This window comes from Amycolatopsis sp. NBC_01480, from assembly GCF_036227205.1.
GTDB lineage: Bacteria > Actinomycetota > Actinomycetes > Mycobacteriales > Pseudonocardiaceae > Amycolatopsis.
Map to the genome: position 1 here is coordinate 2,768,066 of NZ_CP109442.1, position 18,612 is coordinate 2,786,677.

Annotated in this window: 23 protein-coding genes; 9 read left to right on the forward strand and 14 right to left on the reverse strand. The window is 68.3% G+C overall.

What is annotated here, in order from left to right; genetic code table 11:
* Nucleotides 1-33: 33 nt before the first annotated feature.
* Nucleotides 34-2,211, reverse strand: a complete 2,178-nt coding sequence (locus OG371_RS13165) for a DUF2339 domain-containing protein (protein WP_329068953.1) — start codon at nt 2,209-2,211, stop codon at nt 34-36.
* Nucleotides 2,212-2,325: 114 nt separating this feature from the next.
* The gene (locus tag OG371_RS13170; RefSeq protein WP_329068955.1) at nt 2,326-3,300 is read right to left on the reverse strand and encodes a Gfo/Idh/MocA family protein; all 975 of its coding nucleotides are present in this window, start codon (nt 3,298-3,300) and stop codon (nt 2,326-2,328) included.
* A 202-nt stretch (nt 3,301-3,502) separates the two neighbouring features.
* Between OG371_RS13170 and OG371_RS13175 the strand changes: the two genes are divergently transcribed.
* Genes OG371_RS13175 through dusB form a run of 3 tightly spaced genes read left to right on the forward strand, consistent with a single transcriptional unit; the run spans nt 3,503 to nt 5,275 of the window.
* Complete coding sequence (locus OG371_RS13175; RefSeq protein WP_329068957.1) at nt 3,503-3,718, forward strand: hypothetical protein; 216 nt, start codon at nt 3,503-3,505, stop codon at nt 3,716-3,718.
* Nucleotides 3,715-4,092 carry a hypothetical protein gene (locus OG371_RS13180; protein WP_329068960.1) on the forward strand — a complete coding sequence of 126 codons (378 nt, stop codon included), beginning with the start codon at nt 3,715-3,717 and terminating at the stop codon, nt 4,090-4,092. The genes OG371_RS13175 and OG371_RS13180 overlap by 4 nt, the downstream gene beginning before the upstream one ends.
* A gap of 19 nt (nt 4,093-4,111) precedes the next feature.
* Entirely contained in the window at nt 4,112-5,275 is a 1,164-nt protein-coding gene (dusB, locus tag OG371_RS13185; RefSeq protein ID WP_329068962.1) for a tRNA dihydrouridine synthase DusB, read from the forward strand.
* Between the two features lie 891 nt (nt 5,276-6,166).
* Here dusB and OG371_RS13190 read toward each other — a convergent pair.
* On the reverse strand, nt 6,167-6,592 hold the full coding sequence (locus OG371_RS13190) for an Hsp20/alpha crystallin family protein (protein WP_329068964.1): 426 nt from the start codon (nt 6,590-6,592) through the stop codon (nt 6,167-6,169).
* Between the two features lie 183 nt (nt 6,593-6,775).
* Here OG371_RS13190 and OG371_RS13195 point away from each other — a divergent pair, with 183 nt between their 5' ends.
* Together OG371_RS13195 and OG371_RS13200 are read left to right on the forward strand one after the other, a co-directional pair.
* On the forward strand, nt 6,776-7,243 hold the full coding sequence (locus OG371_RS13195; RefSeq protein WP_329068966.1) for a cytosine permease: 468 nt from the start codon (nt 6,776-6,778) through the stop codon (nt 7,241-7,243).
* Nucleotides 7,244-7,440: 197 nt separating this feature from the next.
* Nucleotides 7,441-7,722: a DUF2510 domain-containing protein gene (locus OG371_RS13200; protein ID WP_329068968.1), complete on the forward strand. Its 282-nt coding sequence runs from the start codon at nt 7,441-7,443 to the stop codon at nt 7,720-7,722.
* A 58-nt stretch (nt 7,723-7,780) separates the two neighbouring features.
* Here OG371_RS13200 and OG371_RS13205 read toward each other — a convergent pair whose 3' ends face one another.
* The gene (locus tag OG371_RS13205) at nt 7,781-8,932 is read right to left on the reverse strand and encodes a helix-turn-helix domain-containing protein (protein WP_329068970.1); all 1,152 of its coding nucleotides are present in this window, start codon (nt 8,930-8,932) and stop codon (nt 7,781-7,783) included.
* A gap of 72 nt (nt 8,933-9,004) precedes the next feature.
* Here OG371_RS13205 and OG371_RS13210 point away from each other — a divergent pair, with 72 nt between their 5' ends.
* The 3 genes from OG371_RS13210 to OG371_RS13220 all read left to right on the forward strand — a co-directional run bounded on the left by OG371_RS13210 (nt 9,005) and on the right by OG371_RS13220 (nt 10,148).
* The gene (locus tag OG371_RS13210) at nt 9,005-9,232 is read left to right on the forward strand and encodes a hypothetical protein (RefSeq protein WP_329068972.1); all 228 of its coding nucleotides are present in this window, start codon (nt 9,005-9,007) and stop codon (nt 9,230-9,232) included.
* Nucleotides 9,229-9,510, forward strand: coding sequence for a hypothetical protein (locus OG371_RS13215; RefSeq protein ID WP_329068973.1), 282 nt, complete (start codon nt 9,229-9,231; stop codon nt 9,508-9,510). Before OG371_RS13210 ends, OG371_RS13215 begins: the two co-directional genes overlap by 4 nt.
* Nucleotides 9,511-9,788: 278 nt before the next feature.
* A complete protein-coding gene (locus OG371_RS13220; RefSeq protein ID WP_329068975.1) occupies nt 9,789-10,148 on the forward strand; it encodes a hypothetical protein in 360 nt (119 codons plus the stop codon).
* 133 nt (nt 10,149-10,281) lie between these two features.
* Here OG371_RS13220 and OG371_RS13225 read toward each other — a convergent pair whose 3' ends face one another.
* From OG371_RS13225 to OG371_RS13245, 5 genes are all read right to left on the reverse strand, one after another.
* Nucleotides 10,282-11,022: an ESX secretion-associated protein EspG gene (locus tag OG371_RS13225; RefSeq protein ID WP_329068977.1), complete on the reverse strand. Its 741-nt coding sequence runs from the start codon at nt 11,020-11,022 to the stop codon at nt 10,282-10,284.
* A 9-nt stretch (nt 11,023-11,031) separates the two neighbouring features.
* Nucleotides 11,032-12,417, reverse strand: coding sequence for a hypothetical protein (locus OG371_RS13230; protein ID WP_329068979.1), 1,386 nt, complete (start codon nt 12,415-12,417; stop codon nt 11,032-11,034).
* 3 nt (nt 12,418-12,420) lie between these two features.
* On the reverse strand, nt 12,421-13,059 hold the full coding sequence (locus tag OG371_RS13235; RefSeq protein ID WP_329068981.1) for a DUF3558 domain-containing protein: 639 nt from the start codon (nt 13,057-13,059) through the stop codon (nt 12,421-12,423).
* The gene (locus OG371_RS13240) at nt 13,056-13,511 is read right to left on the reverse strand and encodes a hypothetical protein (RefSeq protein ID WP_329068983.1); all 456 of its coding nucleotides are present in this window, start codon (nt 13,509-13,511) and stop codon (nt 13,056-13,058) included. The genes OG371_RS13235 and OG371_RS13240 overlap by 4 nt, the downstream gene beginning before the upstream one ends.
* A 365-nt stretch (nt 13,512-13,876) precedes the next feature.
* Nucleotides 13,877-14,191 (reverse strand): hypothetical protein, encoded by a 315-nt coding sequence (locus OG371_RS13245; RefSeq protein ID WP_329068985.1) that lies wholly within the window; start codon nt 14,189-14,191, stop codon nt 13,877-13,879.
* Between the two features lie 207 nt (nt 14,192-14,398).
* Here OG371_RS13245 and OG371_RS13250 point away from each other — a divergent pair, with 207 nt between their 5' ends.
* Nucleotides 14,399-15,115, forward strand: coding sequence for a hypothetical protein (locus tag OG371_RS13250; RefSeq protein WP_329068987.1), 717 nt, complete (start codon nt 14,399-14,401; stop codon nt 15,113-15,115).
* Nucleotides 15,116-15,178: 63 nt separating this feature from the next.
* Here the strand turns inward: OG371_RS13250 and OG371_RS13255 are convergent, their stop codons facing one another.
* The 5 genes from OG371_RS13255 to OG371_RS13275 all read right to left on the reverse strand — a co-directional run bounded on the left by OG371_RS13255 (nt 15,179) and on the right by OG371_RS13275 (nt 18,592).
* Nucleotides 15,179-16,174 carry a glycoside hydrolase family 25 protein gene (locus tag OG371_RS13255; RefSeq protein WP_329068989.1) on the reverse strand — a complete coding sequence of 332 codons (996 nt, stop codon included), beginning with the start codon at nt 16,172-16,174 and terminating at the stop codon, nt 15,179-15,181.
* Between the two features lie 3 nt (nt 16,175-16,177).
* Nucleotides 16,178-16,900, reverse strand: a complete 723-nt coding sequence (locus tag OG371_RS13260; RefSeq protein WP_329068990.1) for a hypothetical protein — start codon at nt 16,898-16,900, stop codon at nt 16,178-16,180.
* A gap of 254 nt (nt 16,901-17,154) precedes the next feature.
* Nucleotides 17,155-17,370: a hypothetical protein gene (locus OG371_RS13265; protein WP_329068991.1), complete on the reverse strand. Its 216-nt coding sequence runs from the start codon at nt 17,368-17,370 to the stop codon at nt 17,155-17,157.
* A 35-nt stretch (nt 17,371-17,405) separates the two neighbouring features.
* Nucleotides 17,406-17,924: a hypothetical protein gene (locus OG371_RS13270; protein WP_329068992.1), complete on the reverse strand. Its 519-nt coding sequence runs from the start codon at nt 17,922-17,924 to the stop codon at nt 17,406-17,408.
* 14 nt (nt 17,925-17,938) lie between these two features.
* The gene (locus tag OG371_RS13275) at nt 17,939-18,592 is read right to left on the reverse strand and encodes a hypothetical protein (protein ID WP_329068994.1); all 654 of its coding nucleotides are present in this window, start codon (nt 18,590-18,592) and stop codon (nt 17,939-17,941) included.
* Nucleotides 18,593-18,612: the final 20 nt, after the last annotated feature.

Sequence of the window (18,612 nt, forward strand, 5' to 3'; positions counted from 1 at the left end):
TCGACTTTCGGCTAAACCGGCCTGGTCGAACGGCTAACGCGACGCCACGAGCCTCGCGTAACGTGCGCCCGCGACCATCAGCACCAGCCCGGCGCCGAGGAACGCGGCGACGCGCGCGAGGCCGTCCAGCGCGGCGAGGTCGAACAGCACGAGCTTCAGCACCGCTGCCCCCACCAGCACCAGCCCGACCACTCGCAGCGCGACGACGTTGATGCCGCGTAACAGCAGGACCAGCGCGGTGATCGTCCAGGACACGGTGATCAGCGCGTGCCCGGTCAGGAACCCGGGCCGGTCCGGGATCGCCAGCAGCGACGCGCAGAGCACGAGGCCGGCGGCGCCGTGCAGCGCGGCCGGGCCGGCGGGCAGCCAGGGCCCGAGTTTGGCGGGCTTGAGCACCTCCAGCCGGACCGCGGCCCACGGCACCGCGACCGCCGCGGCCAGCAGCAGGACGGCGGCGGCGAGACCGGTCAGCAAGTGCGTCGTGGTGCGGGGTTGGGCGACGAACAGCAGTGCCGGCGTGAGGTCCTTGACGAGCGCGATCAGCCAGCCGATCAAGCCGAACGCGAACGAGCCGCCGAGCACGAACCGGTTGCGCGTCCACCGCGCGGCGAAGGCGAGCGCAAGGGCCTCCCCGAGCAGCACCGCGCCGCCGTCGAACTCCGTGACGGTGGCCTGCAGCGCGGCGACGAGCCCGGCGACCACCGCGACGTTCCCGGCCTGACCCCGCACGAGAAGCCCAGTCGTGACAAGCAGAACGGCCGCGCCACCCGCCAGAAGCGCCGATTGGGTCTTCGGCAACAACGCCGCGGCGACCAGGACGGGCAGCACGGCGGACGCGAGCACGGTCAGCGCGAACGGATCGTTTTCCGTACGCCGCAACGTGATCAGCGCGAGCGCGGCGCTCACGGCGCCGGCGGCCACGGCGACCGGAACGTTCTGCGTCTGCAGCGCGCTGCCGATCACCGACGTTGTCAAGGGCGGCAAGGCCGCGGTGAGCGAAAGGGACCACCACTCCCGCCGGAACTGGACAGGCGCCGTCGCGATCTGGAGCATGAGCAGGAACGTCACCAGTTCCGGAGTGAAGCCCCAAGTGATCAGGGGCGCGCACACTCCGCACCCGACCACAACCGCGCCGGCGAGCAGAGAGGAGTCCCATTTGACCGCAAGGAGCAGCCCGCCCACCGCGATGACAAGCCCGGCGCCGAGCCCTGCCGGAACGGGCAAGAAGTCGTAGAGCGAAGTCGCGGCGACGGCGTCGAGGTAAAGCGCCGCGATACCGGTCGCGGCCAGCGCGAACGCGCCCGTGCGCGCGGCGGGTTTGCGATGCAGCCACGCGCCCACCCCGACGAGCACAGCCCCGAACGCCGCCCCCACCAGCACCCGCGGCAACGGCCCAAGCCACCCACGCTGCACGGCGAGCACGAGCAGCAGCACCACGCCCAGCAACGTGACCGCCCCGCCAACCCACGCGAGGAGGCGCGCCCCGGCGCCTTCTTTCCGCAGCCGTTCCCCGAGGGTGGGCGGCGGGATGTAGGGCTGTTGGGGCGGCACCGCGAAGTACTGCGGGACGGGTTGGGTGTATTGGTTTTGCCCGTAGTGGTTTTGCGCGTACTGCGGTTGCGGTCCTGCGGGATAAGGCGTGCCGTGGCTGTAACCCGGCGCATCGTAGGGGTAGGCACCGCCGTAAACGGGCGTGGACGGCCCGGCTGACGGCGCGAACGCGTCCGCCCTGACGGCCCGCGAATCCCCTTGCGCGCCAACCGATTCCGGCGACCGTGGCTGAGGTGCGCCCGCCACCACAGGCGACGGCTGCGGCTGCGCGCGCGAACTCTCTGGCGCCACCGCCGATTCCCCCGGCACCGTGCCCGAGTCGCTCGGCGCCACGGCCGCTTCCTCCGACACCGTGCGCGAATCGCCCGGCGCCGCCGCCGATTCCCCCGGCACCGTGCGCGAATCGTCCGGCGCCGCCGCCGGTTCCGGCGACAACGCAGGCGGGCCATCTTGTGCTGCCACCGATTCCGGCGGCCGGGCGCCCGCAACCGTCGGCGGCGTCTGCGGAGCGGCCCCAGCCGTCGACAAACCGGCCCGTGGCTCAGCTCCAGTGACCGAAACCTCGACGTCGCGCAGCTCGGCCCCGACCACGGCCAGGCGCCGGCCGAGGTCGTTGATCTCGTCGGCCAGGCGGTGGAGGGTTTCGCCTTCGGTTGTCATGCGGCCAGATTCGGGCATAAGGGCCGTTGATCGGATCCGTAGCACTACTCAACCCCGGACACGGGACGGTTGCGGTCGGCGTCCCGGCCCCGCCCCCCGAGCCGAATCCCAGCGTCACCCGGCGCTGGCGGCGGCCTGCGCGAGCACCTCGTCCATGGTCTCCATGATCGAGACGGTCTCGTCCAACGGCATGAGCGGGCTCTCGATCTCCCCCGCACGCAGGCGCAACGCGACCTCGTCCGCCTCGTGGCGCAGGCCGCGGCCCTCGTCGGTGTACTCGAACCGGGTCCGCTCGCCGCGGCGCGGGATCACCGTGAACGAGGCGGGGGCGTAGAACGCGCCCTCGATCTCGATGCGGGCGTCGGTGCCCACGATCGTCGCCGTGGTGGGGCCGACCGCGCGCAGCGTGCAGCTGAGTACCGCCTGCGCGCTGCTCGCGTGGCCGAGCAGGATCGACGTCTGCGCGTCCACGCCGGTGAACGCCGGGTCGGACAGGCTGACCACCCGGTTCGGCGCGCCGAGGACCATCGACGCGAACGACACCGGGTAGATCCCGAGGTCCAGCAGCGCGCCGCCACCCAGTTCCGGCGCGAACAGCCGGAACGCGGGATCCTCGGCGAACCACTGCCCGTGGTCCGCGATGACGGTCACGAGGTCGCCGAGGTCACCGAGCAGCTCGCGGATGCGCCGGACGTGCGGCAGGAACCGCGTCCACATCGCCTCCATCAGGAACAGCCCCCGCTCCCGCGCGACCGCGACCAGCTCACGAGCCTCCGCGGCGTTCATCGTGAACGGCTTCTCCACCAGCACGGGCTTGCCCGCCTCGAGCGCCAGCAGGGCGTTCGCGTGGTGCAGGGGATGCGGGGTGGCGACGTAGACGACGTCAATATCGGGATCGTTCGCCAATTCCTCGTAACTGCCGTGCCGCTTGCTGATGCCGAGCCGGTCCGCAAACCGGTCCGCACTGTCCCGGCTCCGCGAGCCGACGGCCGCGACCGTGCCGGAGTCCGTGAGTCTGAGGTCTTCGGCGAAGGACCCGGCAATGCCGCCCGTGCCCATAATCCCCCACCGCACCGGCTTCTCGACCACGTCAAGCTCCTCGACTCTCGGCTGTGTCCTGCCCATCATGCCGCGACCCGAATTGGCTAGTCTTCGACGCCACCGGGCCAGGCCCGTGGTCACTGCCCACTTCTGTCGCCCTGTCGCCGACACGGCGACAGCCCCACTCCATCGAGTCAAACGTCTAGTCCACCATTGACGGTTGCGTCTAGCCCTGGCTAGACATAGAATCGTGAAGAGACGTGAGGTCATCAAGAAGATCGCAGCTAGGGCCAGAAAACACGGAGCGGAGTGGAGCTTGGCACGAGAAGGCGCCAACCACACCGTTTACACGTTGAACGGCGTGCTGGTCCCCATCCCGCGCCACACCGAGCTGGGCGAGGTCTTCGCGGTTGACATCTTCAAGGAGTGCGAGGGAGTCCTGGGAAAGGGATGGTGGAAGCAGTGAAGACTTACCACGCCGACGTCACCCGTGACGGAAAGTTCTGGCTCATCAGAGTCCGCGAGATCGACCGATCCACCCAGGCTCTCCGTTACAAGGACGTCGCAGCGATGGCCGGCGACCTCATCGAGATCATGGAAGATCTCCGCAGCGACGAGTATGACCTGCACCTCACGGTGCAGTTGCCGAACTCGGTGAAGGATCACCAGGCTCGCGCCGAAGTTCTCCGCGAACAAGCCCAGCGCAAGCAGGCGGAGGCGGCGGCCGAAAGCCGCGCCGCGGTGCAAGAACTGCTCGCACTGGGGCTCTCCCAGCGCGAGGCCGGAGACATACTCGGCGTGTCGTTCCAGCGCGTCAGCCAGTTGGCAAAGTCATCATGAAGCCACCCAGTCGCTCGTGATGGAAATCCTCAGCGACAATGGAGGCGTGACCGCGACCCTGAGCAAGCCCGCCCTGAAGATCGGCCCCTACGAGGTCGATCCGCCGGTCGTGCTCGCGCCCATGGCCGGGATCACCAACGTCGCCTTCCGGCAGCTGTGCGCGGAGTACGGCGCCGGCATCTACGTGTGCGAGATGATCACCGCGCGCGCGGTCGTCGAGCGGCACCCCGGGACCATGCACATGATGACCTTCGGCGAGCATGAAAAGCCCAGGTCCATGCAGCTTTACGGGGTCGACCCGAAGACGATGCGCGAGGCCGTGAAGATCATCGTCGGCGAGGGGCTCGCCGACCACATCGACTCCAACTTCGGCTGCCCCGTCGCCAAGGTGACGCGAAAGGGCGGGGGCGCGGCGCTGCCGTTCAAGCGGCGGCTGTTCGCCGACATCGTGCGCGAGTCCGCCTCCGCCGCGGCGGAGGCCGGGGTGCCGTTCACGGTGAAGTTCCGCGTCGGGATCGACGACGACCACCAGACGTTCCTCGACGCCGGGCGCATCGCCGAGGCCGAGGGCGCAGCCGCCGTCAGCCTGCACGCCCGCACGGCCGCCCAGCGCTACTCCGGCCAGGCGGACTGGACGAAGGTCGCGGCGCTCAAGGAGGCCGTGACCAGCATCCCCGTCCTCGGCAACGGTGACATCTTCTCCGCCGCCGACGCGCTGCGGATGGTCGCCGAGACCGGTTGCGACGGCGTGGTCGTCGGCCGCGGCTGCCTCGGCCGGCCGTGGCTGTTCGGCGAACTTGAGGCCGCCTTCGCGGGTCGCGAGGTGCCGCAGGGGCCGAACCTGGGCGAGGTGGCGCGGGTGCTTCGGCGGCACGCGGAACTGCTCGTCGCCCACGACGGCCCGGTCAAGGCGATGCGCGACCTGCGCAAGCACATGGCCTGGTACTTCATGGGCTTCCCGGTCGGCTCCGAGCTGCGCCGCGGCTTCGCGATGGTGTCCAGCATGGACGAGCTGGACGACCTCCTCACCCGCCTCGACCACGACGCCCCGTTCCCGGCCAACGCCGACGGCCCCCGCGGCCGCCAGGGCTCCCCCGGCAAGGTCACCCTCCCGCACGGCTGGCTCGACGACCCGGACGACGACTGCGTCCCCGAGGCCGAGGACATGCACTCCGGCGGCTGATCCACCGGAGTTGTCCACAGACCGTTCAAGTCCGGTACGCCCGATTGTGGGCAGCCGATGAAGACCCTCTGAGACAACGGCGCTCGCGGGATGGGCCGAGGTAGGCCGCCTCGGCGTGCCGGTCTTTCCGACGTTCTCGGGTGACGGCCCGGACTTCGCCCCACGGACGTCGGCACCAGCCTCAGCGACGGCGGTTGAGCTGCGGAAACTGCTCGAGTTGCTCGGGCTGGCGCTGCCTGGCGCGACGCGGAGGGCCTCGTCGCCGATGGTGCCGTCGGCAGGCGATTTTCCCTCTGCTGAAGGGTTTTCTCCCTGATCGCGATGGCGATCGAGAGCTGCCGCGCGGTGCGTCCGCCTCCTACGGTCACCTTCGAGCACCTGTGGACACCGAAGCCGCTATCCACACCGATCGCTCGTCAGAGACGGCGCTGAACACCCCCCTCCGTCGTGTGTCCACAGGTGCACCCGCCGATGTGGGTGACGGCGGTTCAGCGCCCGGCAAGTTATCCACCTACCCACCCGTCCCCACCTGTGGATACTCGAACGAGTGGTGATTCTCCACAACTTGTCCCCAGGTTGTCCACAGGGTCTTGTGGATAACTCGGATGGAGGATGTGGACGACTGGGATGGGCCGCCGGAGCAGCGTCAGAGGCCCAGCACAGCCGGGCGACTCGCGACGGATGCACCACGACGCGGTTCACTCGCAGCCAGCGGGCACAAGGTGATCCGTTCACTCGCAACAGCGAGCACGAAATGCCCCCGTTCACCCGTGCAGCGGGCGCGAGAGACCCCGTCCGCCCCTGCAGCGGACGCGAAACGGCCCCGTTCACCCGTTGCAGACTGACCATAATGGACAGACCACAGTGGACGGACGGGGCCGGGAAACCGGGTCAGGCGTCGAGTTGCTTCGGGTCGCCGTTCACGGTGATCTTGCGGGGCTGGGCCTTCTCGGCGAACGGGATGCGCAGGGTCAGCACGCCGTCGACGTACTCCGCGGCGACGTTGGTGGTGTCGAGGGTGTCGCCGAGGAAGAGCTGGCGCGAGAACTTGCCGCGCGAGCGCTCGGAGACCTGCACCTTGTCGTCCTCGGCGTAGCCGGCTTCGCGAGCCGCCTTGACGGTCAGGACGTTGCGCTCGACGCTCACGTCGATCGAGTCCCTGGCCACACCCGGGACGTCGAACTGCAGCACGTACTCGTCGCCCGAGCGGTAGGCGTCCATCGGCATCGCGGCGGAACGGGCGGAAGTGCCCTGGCCGCGGAAGGCCTGCTGGGTCAGCCGGTCGAACTGGGCGAACGGGTCGGTCCGGATCAACATGTCTGGTTCCTCCTTCGAAGGGTCCTGACCTGCCGTGGTCGGACCTTACAAAGTTGCCAACGACAGACTCAACTTAGTTGTTCCCGTACGACGCAGATCACATTTGGAGTATCGACGACCTGGTCTTTGACGGCACCATGAACGCAGCCGGAGTTTCAGGACGGGTTCGGATAGGCGGTCGGCATGGTCAGGACCGGGCAGGAGCCGCCCGAGGGCGGCGACCCCGAGCGCAGCGCCCACGGACGCCGGTCTCGACACCGGTCAAGAAGCGGTGGCGGCCAAGAGCACAGCGGCAGCGGCAGCACCAGCGGCAACCAAGAACACAGCCACCCTCGCCATCAGCTCGAGGGCAGCAGCCGCGGTCGGCTGAAGGTCGAAACCCACGGCATCAACGTCATCGGCGACGCGGACCGGCGGGGGTGGCCGCGGCAGTTGTTCTGGCCGTGGTTCGGGGCGAATGTGTCGATCCTGGGGCTCAGTTACGGGTCGTTCGCGCTGGGGTTCGGTATCTCGTTCTGGCAGGCGGTGGTCGCCGGGGTGATCGGGATCGTTTTCTCGTTCCTGCTCTGCGGGTTCATCGCGGTGGCGGGCAAACGCGGCTCAGCGCCGACGATGACGCTCTCGCGCGCGGCGTTCGGTGTATGTCGCTAAGGTGCCACTTATCGGTGCCCCGGACCATGATCACGGTGACCGTGCTGTTCGTGCTCGCTGGCGCGTGGTTCTCCGCGTACTCACCGACGGTCTGGGACCACGCGATCTAGGGCGACCGGCTCGCAGGTGCTGTAACGCGGCAGTCGCCCACGGCGACGGAAGATGTTGACCACCTGGACAGAAGGGCGCGCTCCTCGATGGGCATCATCCGCAAGTCACTCATGATCGGCACCGGCGGTGTCGTCCGCGGCTCCTCGAAGAAGCAGCGCGTCGCCAAGGCGCAGCTGAAGGAGTTGCGCACGCAGACGCAAATGCAGTCGGCGGCGCTTCAGCAGCAGTTGTACGAGCAGCGGCAACAGCAGTACGTGGCGCCGGCTCCTCCTCCGCCGGGCTGGTACCCAGCACCGCAGCAGCCCGGCTCGATGCAGTGGTGGGATGGCATGCAATGGACACCCCACTTCGCAGGGCCGCCCCGGTAACAGCGACGAGAAACAGGCCCCGGCAGCCCTCACGGGCGGCCAGGGCCTTCTCGTGCGGTCACGCGGTCTTGAGCAGGCCCATCCGGTCGGCCAACCCTCGAACGTCGCGGGCGACGCTCTCGCGGCGGACACGGTCCAGCAGAGTAGTGACGATGTCGCGCACGAACGAGTTGGTTCGGGTCCGGATGTGGCCGAGCTTCTCGGCTTGGAGCAGCAGGGCCACGACTTCTTCGTCCGGACGGCGGATCCCGTAGAGCGCGCGGGCGTGCTCGATCAGGAACGTCGTGCGGCGCGAGTCGATCGTCAGGTCAGCGGGGTTCATCGTGGCGGCCAGCTGCGCAGCTCGGCCGTGATCACCGTTCTCCAGCTCCACCGAGATCTGCCAGAGCAAGACGTTGGCCGGGCCGAACAGCAGGAAGTTCTTGTTCCCGAATTCGACGTACCGAGCTAGACCGGCAGCTTCCTCAAGCGCTGCACTGGAGTCGCCGCCGAGCACGGATTCCGTGTAGCCGGTCGTCAAGGTCAGCGCACCGCGTACGTCGATGGCGTCGGCCGGGACAATTTCGAGCGCCCGTTCCGCCAGTTTCCCGGCGCGTTTGTGGGCGCCGAGCCCGGACAGCGCTTGCGTCCGCGCGAACTCCGCGAGCGCGATCCACCCGGGCTCGCCGAGCTTGATCGCGGCGTCGTGCCCGCGGTCCGCCGCGATCCATGCCAGCTCGAACGCGCCGAGCCCCTTGGTCAGTAGCGCCGTCGTGTGGGTGGCAGTGACGAGCGAGCGCAGCGCCTCCGGCTTCTCGACGTGGGTGTGGAGCGCGAGCAGCAGCTCGGGCAGCCGCTCGCCCACTTCGGCATCTTGGTTGGCCTGCCGGAGCGCGGCCACCAGCTGCGTCTCGGACAGCAGCTCGGCGAGGTCGCCGGACTGCGCCTCGGTGCCGTCGAGATCGGTCGAGAGCAGCGCGTCCCGGATGGCCGGGATGGCGGTGTCCGCCTGCGGATCTCGGATTTCCAACCCGTCGCCGGTGATGTCGGACAGGCTCACCCGAAGCGCGCCCGCGATCTTGATCAGAGTCGAGCGCTTGTCGATGGCGACCTTCTCGTTCTCGATCTGCGAGAGGTAGCCCTTGGTAAAGCCGGAAAGGCCGGCCAACTCGTCGAGGGTCAGGTCACGCCACCGGCGGAGGCGTCGGATAGTGCGGCCGATCGAGTCCATGCTGACCAGCGTACAGACCGGGTTTGATAGCAGTAAACTTTCTTGACCTGTGAGTTTGTACGGTCCATGACCATGGGTAACGGTCCACGTACAGAATTCGTGACGGAGTGCCGAACACGCGACGGCGGGGCCTCCGCGGTCACGGTCGCCGTATGCGCCGATGGCCGGTTCGAGCTGCTGGCCGCCGCGGACCTGGTCGTTCTCACCGCCGAACAGGTCGCCCGCCTGCGCACCCAGCTCGGCGACGCGCTCACCATCGGCTTACGCGACGCCCGCACATGCCGGGGGCGGTCGGTATGACGGCGCTGATCTACATCGATCCGCTGGCGATCCACCCCGTGATCGACGGGACGTGGCATCGCGCCAGGCTGACCGCGATCCCGGAGCCCGGCCAGGGGATCACGATGCTGTGCGGCGCGACCGGCGCGGCGGCGTTCGAGCCGCTAGAGCGCCGCCGGGACCACGGCGCCCCGACGACGTGCTTCGAGTGCGAGGCCGTCTACATGCGCGAGCACGGCATGCCCGTGCCGACGAGCCACCCGGGCTTCAAGGCTCGGCCGATCAGGCGGCGGCCATGATGGGCCCCGTGGCGACGGCCGCCAGCCCCGTTCTCGGCCAGCTCGACGCTGTCGTTATGCAACTTCGCGAGATCCACTACGCACGTGGCTGGGGTGTTCGGGAGATAGGGCGCATGCTCGGCGTCCACCCCGGACACATCACTCGGTGGCGGGACCGGGCATCCACGACCACCACGCTCCCCACCCTTGACGCCTACGCCCGCGAGCTGGGGCACACCATCCGGCTACGGCTGGTCGAGGACCGGCCCGGCGAACCGCCCCGCCCTTGGAGGGAGCGCATGCCCCACGGAGAAGATCCCCTCGACACACACGCGATGGGCGCGGTCTGGCGTCTCCAGCAACAGCTGCACCAACTCCGCTACGTCACCGGCCGCAGCACCGAAGACCTCGCCGCCGCGCTCGGCCTCCGCCCGTTCGACTTCTGGCAGCTGGAGAACAGCCCCCGCGCCACGGACGCGGCATTGATCAACGTCATGCTCTACGCCCGCTTCTTCAGCTGCCGGATCGTGTTCCAGCTCACCCCGCTCGACAACGGGGAGGTGACGGGCATGGGCAAGGTGGTTCGCGAGGACGGCACCGTGGTCTACGACGGCAACACCGAGACCGGCGACGACGAGCAGCATACGGAAGGCGAGTAGGCGTGGCCGCCGGCCCGTGGTGAGTCTTGGTCGTTCCGTTGTCGCCCTTCGCGACTGTCCGAACGGGACGGCCGGGCCGTTCCGGCAGGCGCAGGCTCCTGCGCCTGCCGGAACCGGTTCACCGGCATCTAGTTCAGTTCAGCGCGTCGAGAGTGAGGTTGAGCGCGTCGATCAGGTACGCGCGGGTACCGGGGTAGACGCTGATCCGCTCGGAGCCGTCCGGGTTGATGTTCAGGAAGCTGAGGATCCGGCCGCGCCCAGTGAGGTCGATCGCCGAGAGCGGGGTGCTGTGCGTGCGGTCGCCGTGATTGTCGCGGATCGCGGCGTGCAGCTCGTGCACCGCGTCCCGCGGCGCGCGCATCAGGAAACGCAGTTCATCGGCCGCGCCGCCCTCTTCGGCCAGCGGGTCGACGCTCTCACCGTCGTAGTAGTCCTTCGGCACGTGCAGCGGCCGAACCTGGGCAGCCGGGCATGCGGGCATCGCGAGGACCAGGCAGTCGGCCAGCTCCTGCGGCGATACCGGGTCCAGCTGCACTGCCTCGCCGTCGGTGATCAGCCGGACCGCGTCGCGTCCGGATGCGGCGACGAGGATCGCGCCATTGTCGTCCTGATGGGTGCCGAAGTCGGTCCAGGCATACACCTCACGCCGAGCACTGGCGAGCAGCTCCAGCGTGGCCCGCAGCGCCGCCGCCGCAGGCGCCCCCAGCTCTGTCAGCAGGTCCCGGGTCCGCTTCGCCCGCTCGGCGGCGCCGTCGGCGGACAGGTACATCGGGGTCTGCTCGACCACCACCGGCACCTCGCCCAGAGCCTCAGCGTGCCAGAGCGCGAGGAACACCGGCCGCGGCATCCGCAGCGGCCTGTCGATGATCGTCATCCGCGTGCCTCAGCCACCGATAGTCGGCGGAGCCGGCGGCATTCCGGTGCGCGGATCGCGCAGCCGGCCGTCCTCGTCGTCGGTGACATCGAAGGCGGAATCGTCATCCAGCCCGTACTTGCGCTGGTGCTCCTTGTCCTCTTCGCCTTTGCCGCCCTTGCCCGCGGCACCCATGCCGCCCATCCCGGACGAGCCACGAGCACCGGCCGCACCGCGCGCCGCCGCGCCGGTCTGGCCACGGCCCACCGCTTCCTCCCCAGCACCCGCACCGGGACCAGCACCCAGCCGGCCCGCGCCACTCCCGCGGCCACCTGTGCCCGCGCCGGAGCCACCGCTCGCGCCGCCCGGTTCACCGCCAGCGAGGCCACCATTCGGGCCGAACCCGCCAACCATGCCGGGTGACCAGCCGCTGCCGCCACCAGTCCCACCTCCGACCGGCTGAGACGACGGCGGCACCCAGCCCGGACCACTGCCCGGGCCGCCGACCGGATTGACCGACGGAGGTGTCCACCCGGAAGTTGTCGTGCCATCCCCCGGCCCGCTCCCGGGCTGGTGGCTCGGCGGTGCCGTCGCACCACCGCCCGAACCGACGGGAGCCGTGCCACCCGGCTGCGTCGGCGAGAACGTCGATGACGGGTCACCTGTCGCGGTCTGCCGACCGGAGTCCCCGCTCTGACTGCCCCGGCTCGTGTTGTGGGACACCGTGCTCTGCTGTGTGCCGGTGCCGGGCTGCCCCGAGCCGATGGTGATGTCTCCATTACCGAGACCGGACACCTGGCCGTAATTACTGTTCAAGCCCTGCCCGTTGGATTGCGCTTGCTGCGCATACACGTTGTAGCGGTCGACGTTCTGTTGCGCGACCGCGTTGTAATCCTTGATCTTCTGCTCGGTGTCGGTCGTCCACGGCACCGACTCGTCGTACAAATTCCGGTGCGGCGGAGTCGCCGGCATCGGCTGCATCGCGGTCTTCATTTCGTTATACCCGTGCGTGGTGTCGACCAGTTTCTGACCGTTCACCGAATACGCCTGTGCGGCCGTAGTAGAGGCCTCGGACAACGGCCGAATACGGGACTGTGCGGCATCCGCGCCGCCACCAGTCCACACGGATTCCAGTGCGGTACTGATCTGCTGTACGTCGTCGCTGTTCTGGTTGTGCTGCTGGGCGATCTTCTGCACCGTGGCGCTGCCCGTGTCCCACGAGGTCGTACCCGGCCCCTGCTGCACCTGCTGCACGATCACCGGCGCCGGCACAGCCTGCTCACCCAGATTGCCGTGATAGAGGTCCGAAAACCAACCCCCGGCATCGTTCAACCGCTGATTCACCCAGTTGTCCGCGTCGCCGAGGCGATCACCGACCCATTTCGCGCCCTCGCCGACGAAATCAAAAAATCCCATCGCTCACGAACCCGCCTTCTGCCGCAGGTTCGTGACAACCATGCCCGCCACCGTCGTGGTGACATCACACGGGTCCTTCTTACCGACCGCCGTCTCACCTAAGCCAACTGATACGTCGACCGTGGTCTGGTCACTAATGCCAACACTGACCTGACAGAACGATTTCGACCCTTGCTGGCTAAAGGTCGAATGAGCAACTGCGGGGAATCCTTGAATGAGCGGAAGCGGGCGCCACACCGTGGCTTTCGGCTTGGTGTTCGCGTAGAGCGTGCTCAATCCGTCGGTCACCTTCGTCGTGTAGGCAACCGTCACCAGAGCGCCCGTCTCGCTGTTGGGCCATTGGCACGCTGGGCCTAGCGAGGGGTCGTCGTTGTGCTTTCCTGGCGGCTGTTGGTTCAGGATCTCGGTCAGCTGCGCCGGCGTGAGAGCACCGTCGCAGGGATCACCCGCCAGCACCGACGCAGGGAGCGGGTTCTCGACCTTGGGTGCGCCGGCGTAAGGAAGCGCCTTCGCTGGCTGTGATGACGACGGCGCGGCTCCGGTGCTAGGCGACGGATTCGGAGCAGGACTTCCGGAACATGCAGCGACGAATGTGGCTGCCGCCAATGAACCAGCGACCGCGAGCAGGGATCGTGTCTTCATCCGGCGAGCCCCTTGCCCTGGTCGCTGTTACCCACGGTCTTCACACCAGCTGCCGCCTGATCGTCCGACTCGCCCACGATGCCGAGCGCCTTCTCCAGGCGGCCGACCAGGTCCGACATGTACTGATACGTGGTGTCGAGCGCTTGCTGCCCTGCTGTAAACGAGCCGACGGCCTGCTGGTTGAACCCCGTACTACCAGGGTCGGCAGCCGGCGGCGTAAGCCGAGTCAGCTGCTCCGCAGCCGGGCGCATCGCCTGTGTGTTGTCCCGGACCCGTTTCGCCTTCGTGAGCAGGCTGTGCGCCTCATCGCGGTTCATGGTGAACCCGGGTCCCGATGGTGCGGGCGCCCCACCTCCGGAGGCAGCGCCTCCGCCTCCGCTGCCGTCCATGATGGTGAGATTCAGACCGGTCAGCCAGCTCGACGAGGCAGCATTCGGCGCAGGTTGAGTCATGTCCTTACCCTCCGTAAGACACGTCAAACGTCCGCGAGCCGACCTGTCCGGGGCCTGCTCACGCCTGCCACGGTAACCGATCACTCACAGCGAGGTGACCGAAACGAGTCAACTCCGCGGCCCGACCTGCTCAAACTGCATGTCGGCACGCTCGATCCGGCTACGGTGGGGTTGCGGGCCCGGCGCCCACCCTCCCCCTCGGGTCGCCGGGCCCGTCTCGGCGGGCGCGAATCGCTACGTGGCGTCGTGTTCGGGGTCCGTGTATCGCGGGCCGTAAACGAGGCTGGTACGCACTCACAGACCTCGGCCGTCACGAGCTGTCAAGAAGTAGCCGCGCCCATCAACATCAGGGACAACGAAACCCGTCACCCGCGCGATGCAGGCTTCGGGGGCTTCGTCGTGCCGGGCCGCCGGCGCGTCTGGCGCAGCTGTGCCTGCCCGGCGGTCTCATAGATCGGCGTGTCGCCGACGCGTCCGTCTGGGCCAGGCAACACCGCAGCGTTGAGCTTCCATGCGGGATTGTGGCTATCACTGAGGATGTCCCAGTCAGTGAGGGTGTCGTGCTTGATGAGCCAGGCTTCCGCCCGGTCGTAGGTGGTCCAGCCGCGGACCTCGCCGGTGACGAGGTGGACACAGCGAACAGCACCGTAGCGATCAACGCCGGGCGGCAGGTTCGACACGGTGCACCTCCTGTAGCTGGCTTCGGCGGGGCCGACACTTCCCCTGCCGGCCCCGCCGAAGGCACGCTAGAACAGGTGTTCGGAGCGCGCAAGGTGACAGGCATCGCTCTACGATGATCGTCGCGGGCCTGGCGGCCTCCCCAGGCAACGACGCCAGGCCCGCGCTCTCGTTGAAACGATCCTCGTCCGACCCGCGACTGAAGAACCATGAGAGCCGTCGTCGAGCTAGCGGCCGATGCACCCACAGCGGCCGACTGGCTGTCCGGCTGGGGAGCAGTCGGCAGCGGAGCAATCGCGCTTGCCGCCCTTGTGGCAGCAGTATTTGCCGTTAGGGCCGCTAATAGAACCAACAAATTGCAGACCGCACAGCTTGACCGGCTCGAACAGGGTCAGAGGCGAGCATTAGCTGCAGAATTTGGCGTATGGGCTAGTCAGCGAAAGCCTTACAAGTTGGAGATTCTGTACAACAACACCGGAACCCAGCCCATGTATCGGGCGTTGGTCCAACTGCAGGTCCCGGGACTGCCTTCCGTAATTATACCTTCCCGATCCCTGGCTCCCACAGCAGGTCCTACAGTCCTTGGGGACGCTACCGAGGCAGCTGCGGATCTAATAGAAGGTGCGATCACCGAAAGACTCGGGCCGCAAACCTCAAAATTTGACGAATTCGGGGACGAGATCGAAGATTTGAATGTGCACGAAACTCGCCAGAAATTTATGTTTGAATTGGATGTATCGACAAGATTTCAAGACGCCAATGGCATTAGCTGGGAAAGACGTGCAGACGGTAGGCTTTACGAAACTGGAACAACAGTCGACGTTGAAGCGACACTTCAAGCTCAAGCGACGTTTACGGCAACAGCTGAAGTCGTCAAGCATTCGACGCGACGACTTCCTCTCATTCTCCGAAAACTCTTCCACTGAATAATGAGATCCCCCGGCCCCTTGCGCGGCAAGAAACCGAGGGACAGTCGAGGACGAGCTAGTTCACCGGAATCCGATGGTGGCGCGGGCGTCCGGCTTGTCGGCCGAGGCCGGGGCAAGCGCGTAGGTCAGCTCAACCGTCAGCGGCTCACCCTCCCGGCGGGCGGCGTCGAGCGGGATTCGCCATGGTCGGCCGCCGTCGAGCCGCTTGGGGGCCGTGGCGTAGTCCTCGACGTAGAGGGTGTTCGTGCCGGCCGCCGGCGACGGGCCGAAGACGGCCAGCTTGGTGACCCACATCGAGACCCACCCGAGTGACACGATCACCTCGGCCGCGGTCTTGGGCACGGTCAGCGTGACCGCGCGCGTGCGCTTGCCGCCGCCGTCGGTGGGCAGCAACTCCCTGTCTGGCATGTCGTCCTCCTGCGGTTCGGGTGTTTCGGCGCCGGTTTTCCGGGCGCCGAGGTGCGCGGTGGTGTAGGACTCGTCGAGGTCGACGCCACGCGCGCTGATGCCGGGCACGGCGCCGGTGGAGCTGTACTGGTGCAGGTCGTAGCGGCCGGCCGCGGCGTCGGGGCGTGCGCCGTAGCGGGCGATCCAGATGACCAGGCCGGGCACGCTCCAGCGGTCGGGGCGCAGGCGCTTAGCGAGCGCGTTGTTCAGGTAGACGCCGGGCCGGAAACCCTTGGCATCGAGCCGGTTCAGGAAGGCCTCGGCGAACCTCTGTTTCTCGGCGTCAGGGATGTTCGGCAGCCGGCTGCCGGGTGGGTTGTCCTCCAGGTCGAGCATGGGCACGCACCCGGTGGCGTCGAGCCGGATCACCTCGCCGAGCAGGACATCGGCCTGGCGCTCAGGCGCGGGGTTGGTCTGCACGAAGTGGTAGCCGCCGACCGGGATGCCGACCGACTTGGCGCCGGCGACCTCGGCGTCGCCCCGGCCGCCGAGGGGCGTGCTGGCGCCGTCGGACAGCTTGACGTAGACGTAGCCGACGCCGTGGCGTTTCACGGCCGGCCAGTCGTGGATGGTCTGGAACGAGCGGTAGATGTCGATCCCGAGTGCCATGGGTCAGCCTCCGGTGGTGGGCGGGTCGGTGGTCGGAGTGTCGGGCGGCGAGCTGCCCGGCGGCGGGGTGCCGGTGTGGGGGTCGATGCACGCTTTGCCGCGGTAGGTGGCGCCGGCGGGGCTGGTGATCACGGCGTCCCGCAGTTCGTACCCGTCGGGACAGGCCGGCCCCGGCTTGCCGTCCGCGCCCGGTGCCCCGGCGGCGCCGGGCGGTCCGGCCGGTCCGCGGCACTCGTCGTGTGCGGCGCAGTAGAGCGCGACCAACGCGGCATAGTCCGGCGGTGGCGCGTCACGCCCGTCCCTGCCGTCGGTGCCGGCGGTGCCGTCCTTGGGGGCGGGGATTCGGGCGAGCACGGCCGCGGTGAGTGAGTCGAGGTCCGGCCCGGCGCCGTTCGGACCGCGGCACTCCTGGTGTGCGGCGCAGTACTGCCCGACGGCGGCGCGGGCGGCGGCGCGCAGCTCGGCCAGGTCGGGTGTGGGCCCGGCGGTGACAGGCGGCTGGTCGGCGACCTCGGCGGCTTTCGCGCACGCCGCGCCGAGTTCGGCCGCGACCGGCCCGCCCTTCGCGCAGGCGTCGGCCACCTGCTCGGCCAGGCTCTTCGCTTGAGTCTGCACCGCGGCCGCGTCCTGGCGCACGGTGTAGGGCTCGACCGTGGCCCACGTCGAGGCGCCGACCGCGAGCAGCGCCAGCACGATCGCGATCACGGAGGTTCGGCTACGACGCATCTCCTTCACCTGCTTTCCGTCGTGCGCGGGCCGCGGAGTCCTCGGCGCGCCACCGCCAGCGCCGTTCGGCGTCGAGCTGATCGGATAAGGCATCGGCGCGTTTCTCCGCCCGGTTCGCACGGCCCTCGGCGCGCAGCCACAACCTGACCAGAACCGTGACGACGACAAGCAGCGCCGCCGACGGCCCAGCCGACTGAAGTAGCTGCCCCACATCGAGAGCACCCACCGTCACCCCTTCCGTACACAGTGGACTTTCACGAACCGGTCTCCGCCGGGGGTGCGGCGTCACGCGTGTAAGCGGCCTCGAACGTGGTGCGGTCGAGGAAGAACGCTTGTGCGGGGCCGTCGACCATGCCCCCGCCGATCTCGACCGGGCCGACGGTCGGCCCGAACCACAACTTGCCATCCTCGACCCACGCCGAGCCCCAGCGGGCTTGCCAGTCGTCGAGGTTGTTCCCGGTCCATTCCAAGAAACGCCACTTCGGGGTGACAGAGGTCCAGCCCATCATTTCCTCCAGATCTTGAACATCGGGGGGCGTATGGCGAACGCCGTTTTGGCCGCGGTGCCGGTGTAGATCCACGCGCGGACCTGAGTGCCGGCCGTGAGGTACACAGTCCCGCTGGTGGACACGTCGCCGTACCCGCTGCTGGTCGACAGTCCGGGAAGGATGAAAGTCCCGTCCGAGTAGGTGGTTCCGGCGAAGTGGATGGCCGGCGACCCGGTCACATTGTCGATCCGCGCGTTCGCGAACAACGAGTACGGCGCGCTCTGCTGCACCGTCCACGTGGTCGAGCCGTCCCACGCGACACCAGCCGGGGAAACGACCACCGTCGGGAAGCTGAGCGCGTTGCCGCCCGGGGAAAGGTTTTGCAATGCGTTCGCGCGCACCTCCCCGCCGACGAACGCCGTCGCCGCGGACAGCGCGGCGTCGGTGGCCGTCGCAAGTGCCTGCAAATCGGCCGGCACGTTCGGCACCTGAGTGCCCGCAGGGTAGGGCAGCGCCCACGTGGAGGTCTGCGGCATGGCGTTGTCCTTTCCTAGAACGGGATTACGGTGAGGTTGCGGGCGCCGATCCGGACACCGTCGGCGGTCTCGGCGCGGTACTTCATCGTGAAGGTGTTGGACCCGACGTTCAGGCCGTCGGTGGCGGTGAACATCATCGCCCGGCTGCCGGTCGCCTGGATTCCGGTGTTCAACGCCAGCCCCGAAATCGTGCGGCTTGGGGCGATGCTGCTAGCCCCGGAAACCTGGACTCCGGAGCGGCCGCCCGTGTACGCGGACGCGTTCCAGGCGAGCGAAGTGAACGTGGCCGACACGAGAACCAGCACACGACGCGAGGACCCGACGTAGACCGTCACCGACGGGCCGAACGTGGGAAGGTCGACGAACGACGTGGACGTTGTGTCCTCGTTCGCGGTGAGATCCTGCGACTGAATTTGCCCGGACGCACCGGCGCCGGGGGCAGCCACCTTGCCCATGATGAAGTACTGCGTTCCCTTGCGCTGCACTATGACCGTGTCGTTCGGCTGGTACACCAGGCCAATGCCGGACTGGATCACGCGAAGGTTCGACATCGGAACCCCGTTGATATTCACGGTGTTCACGCCCGAGGACTCATCCCACGTCAGGATCACGCCCGTGTAGAGCCCGGTGTCGTCCGAGCCGGTAGGCTGGGCGAGCCCGGCGGCCATCAGGCGCGCGATCGTCTGGG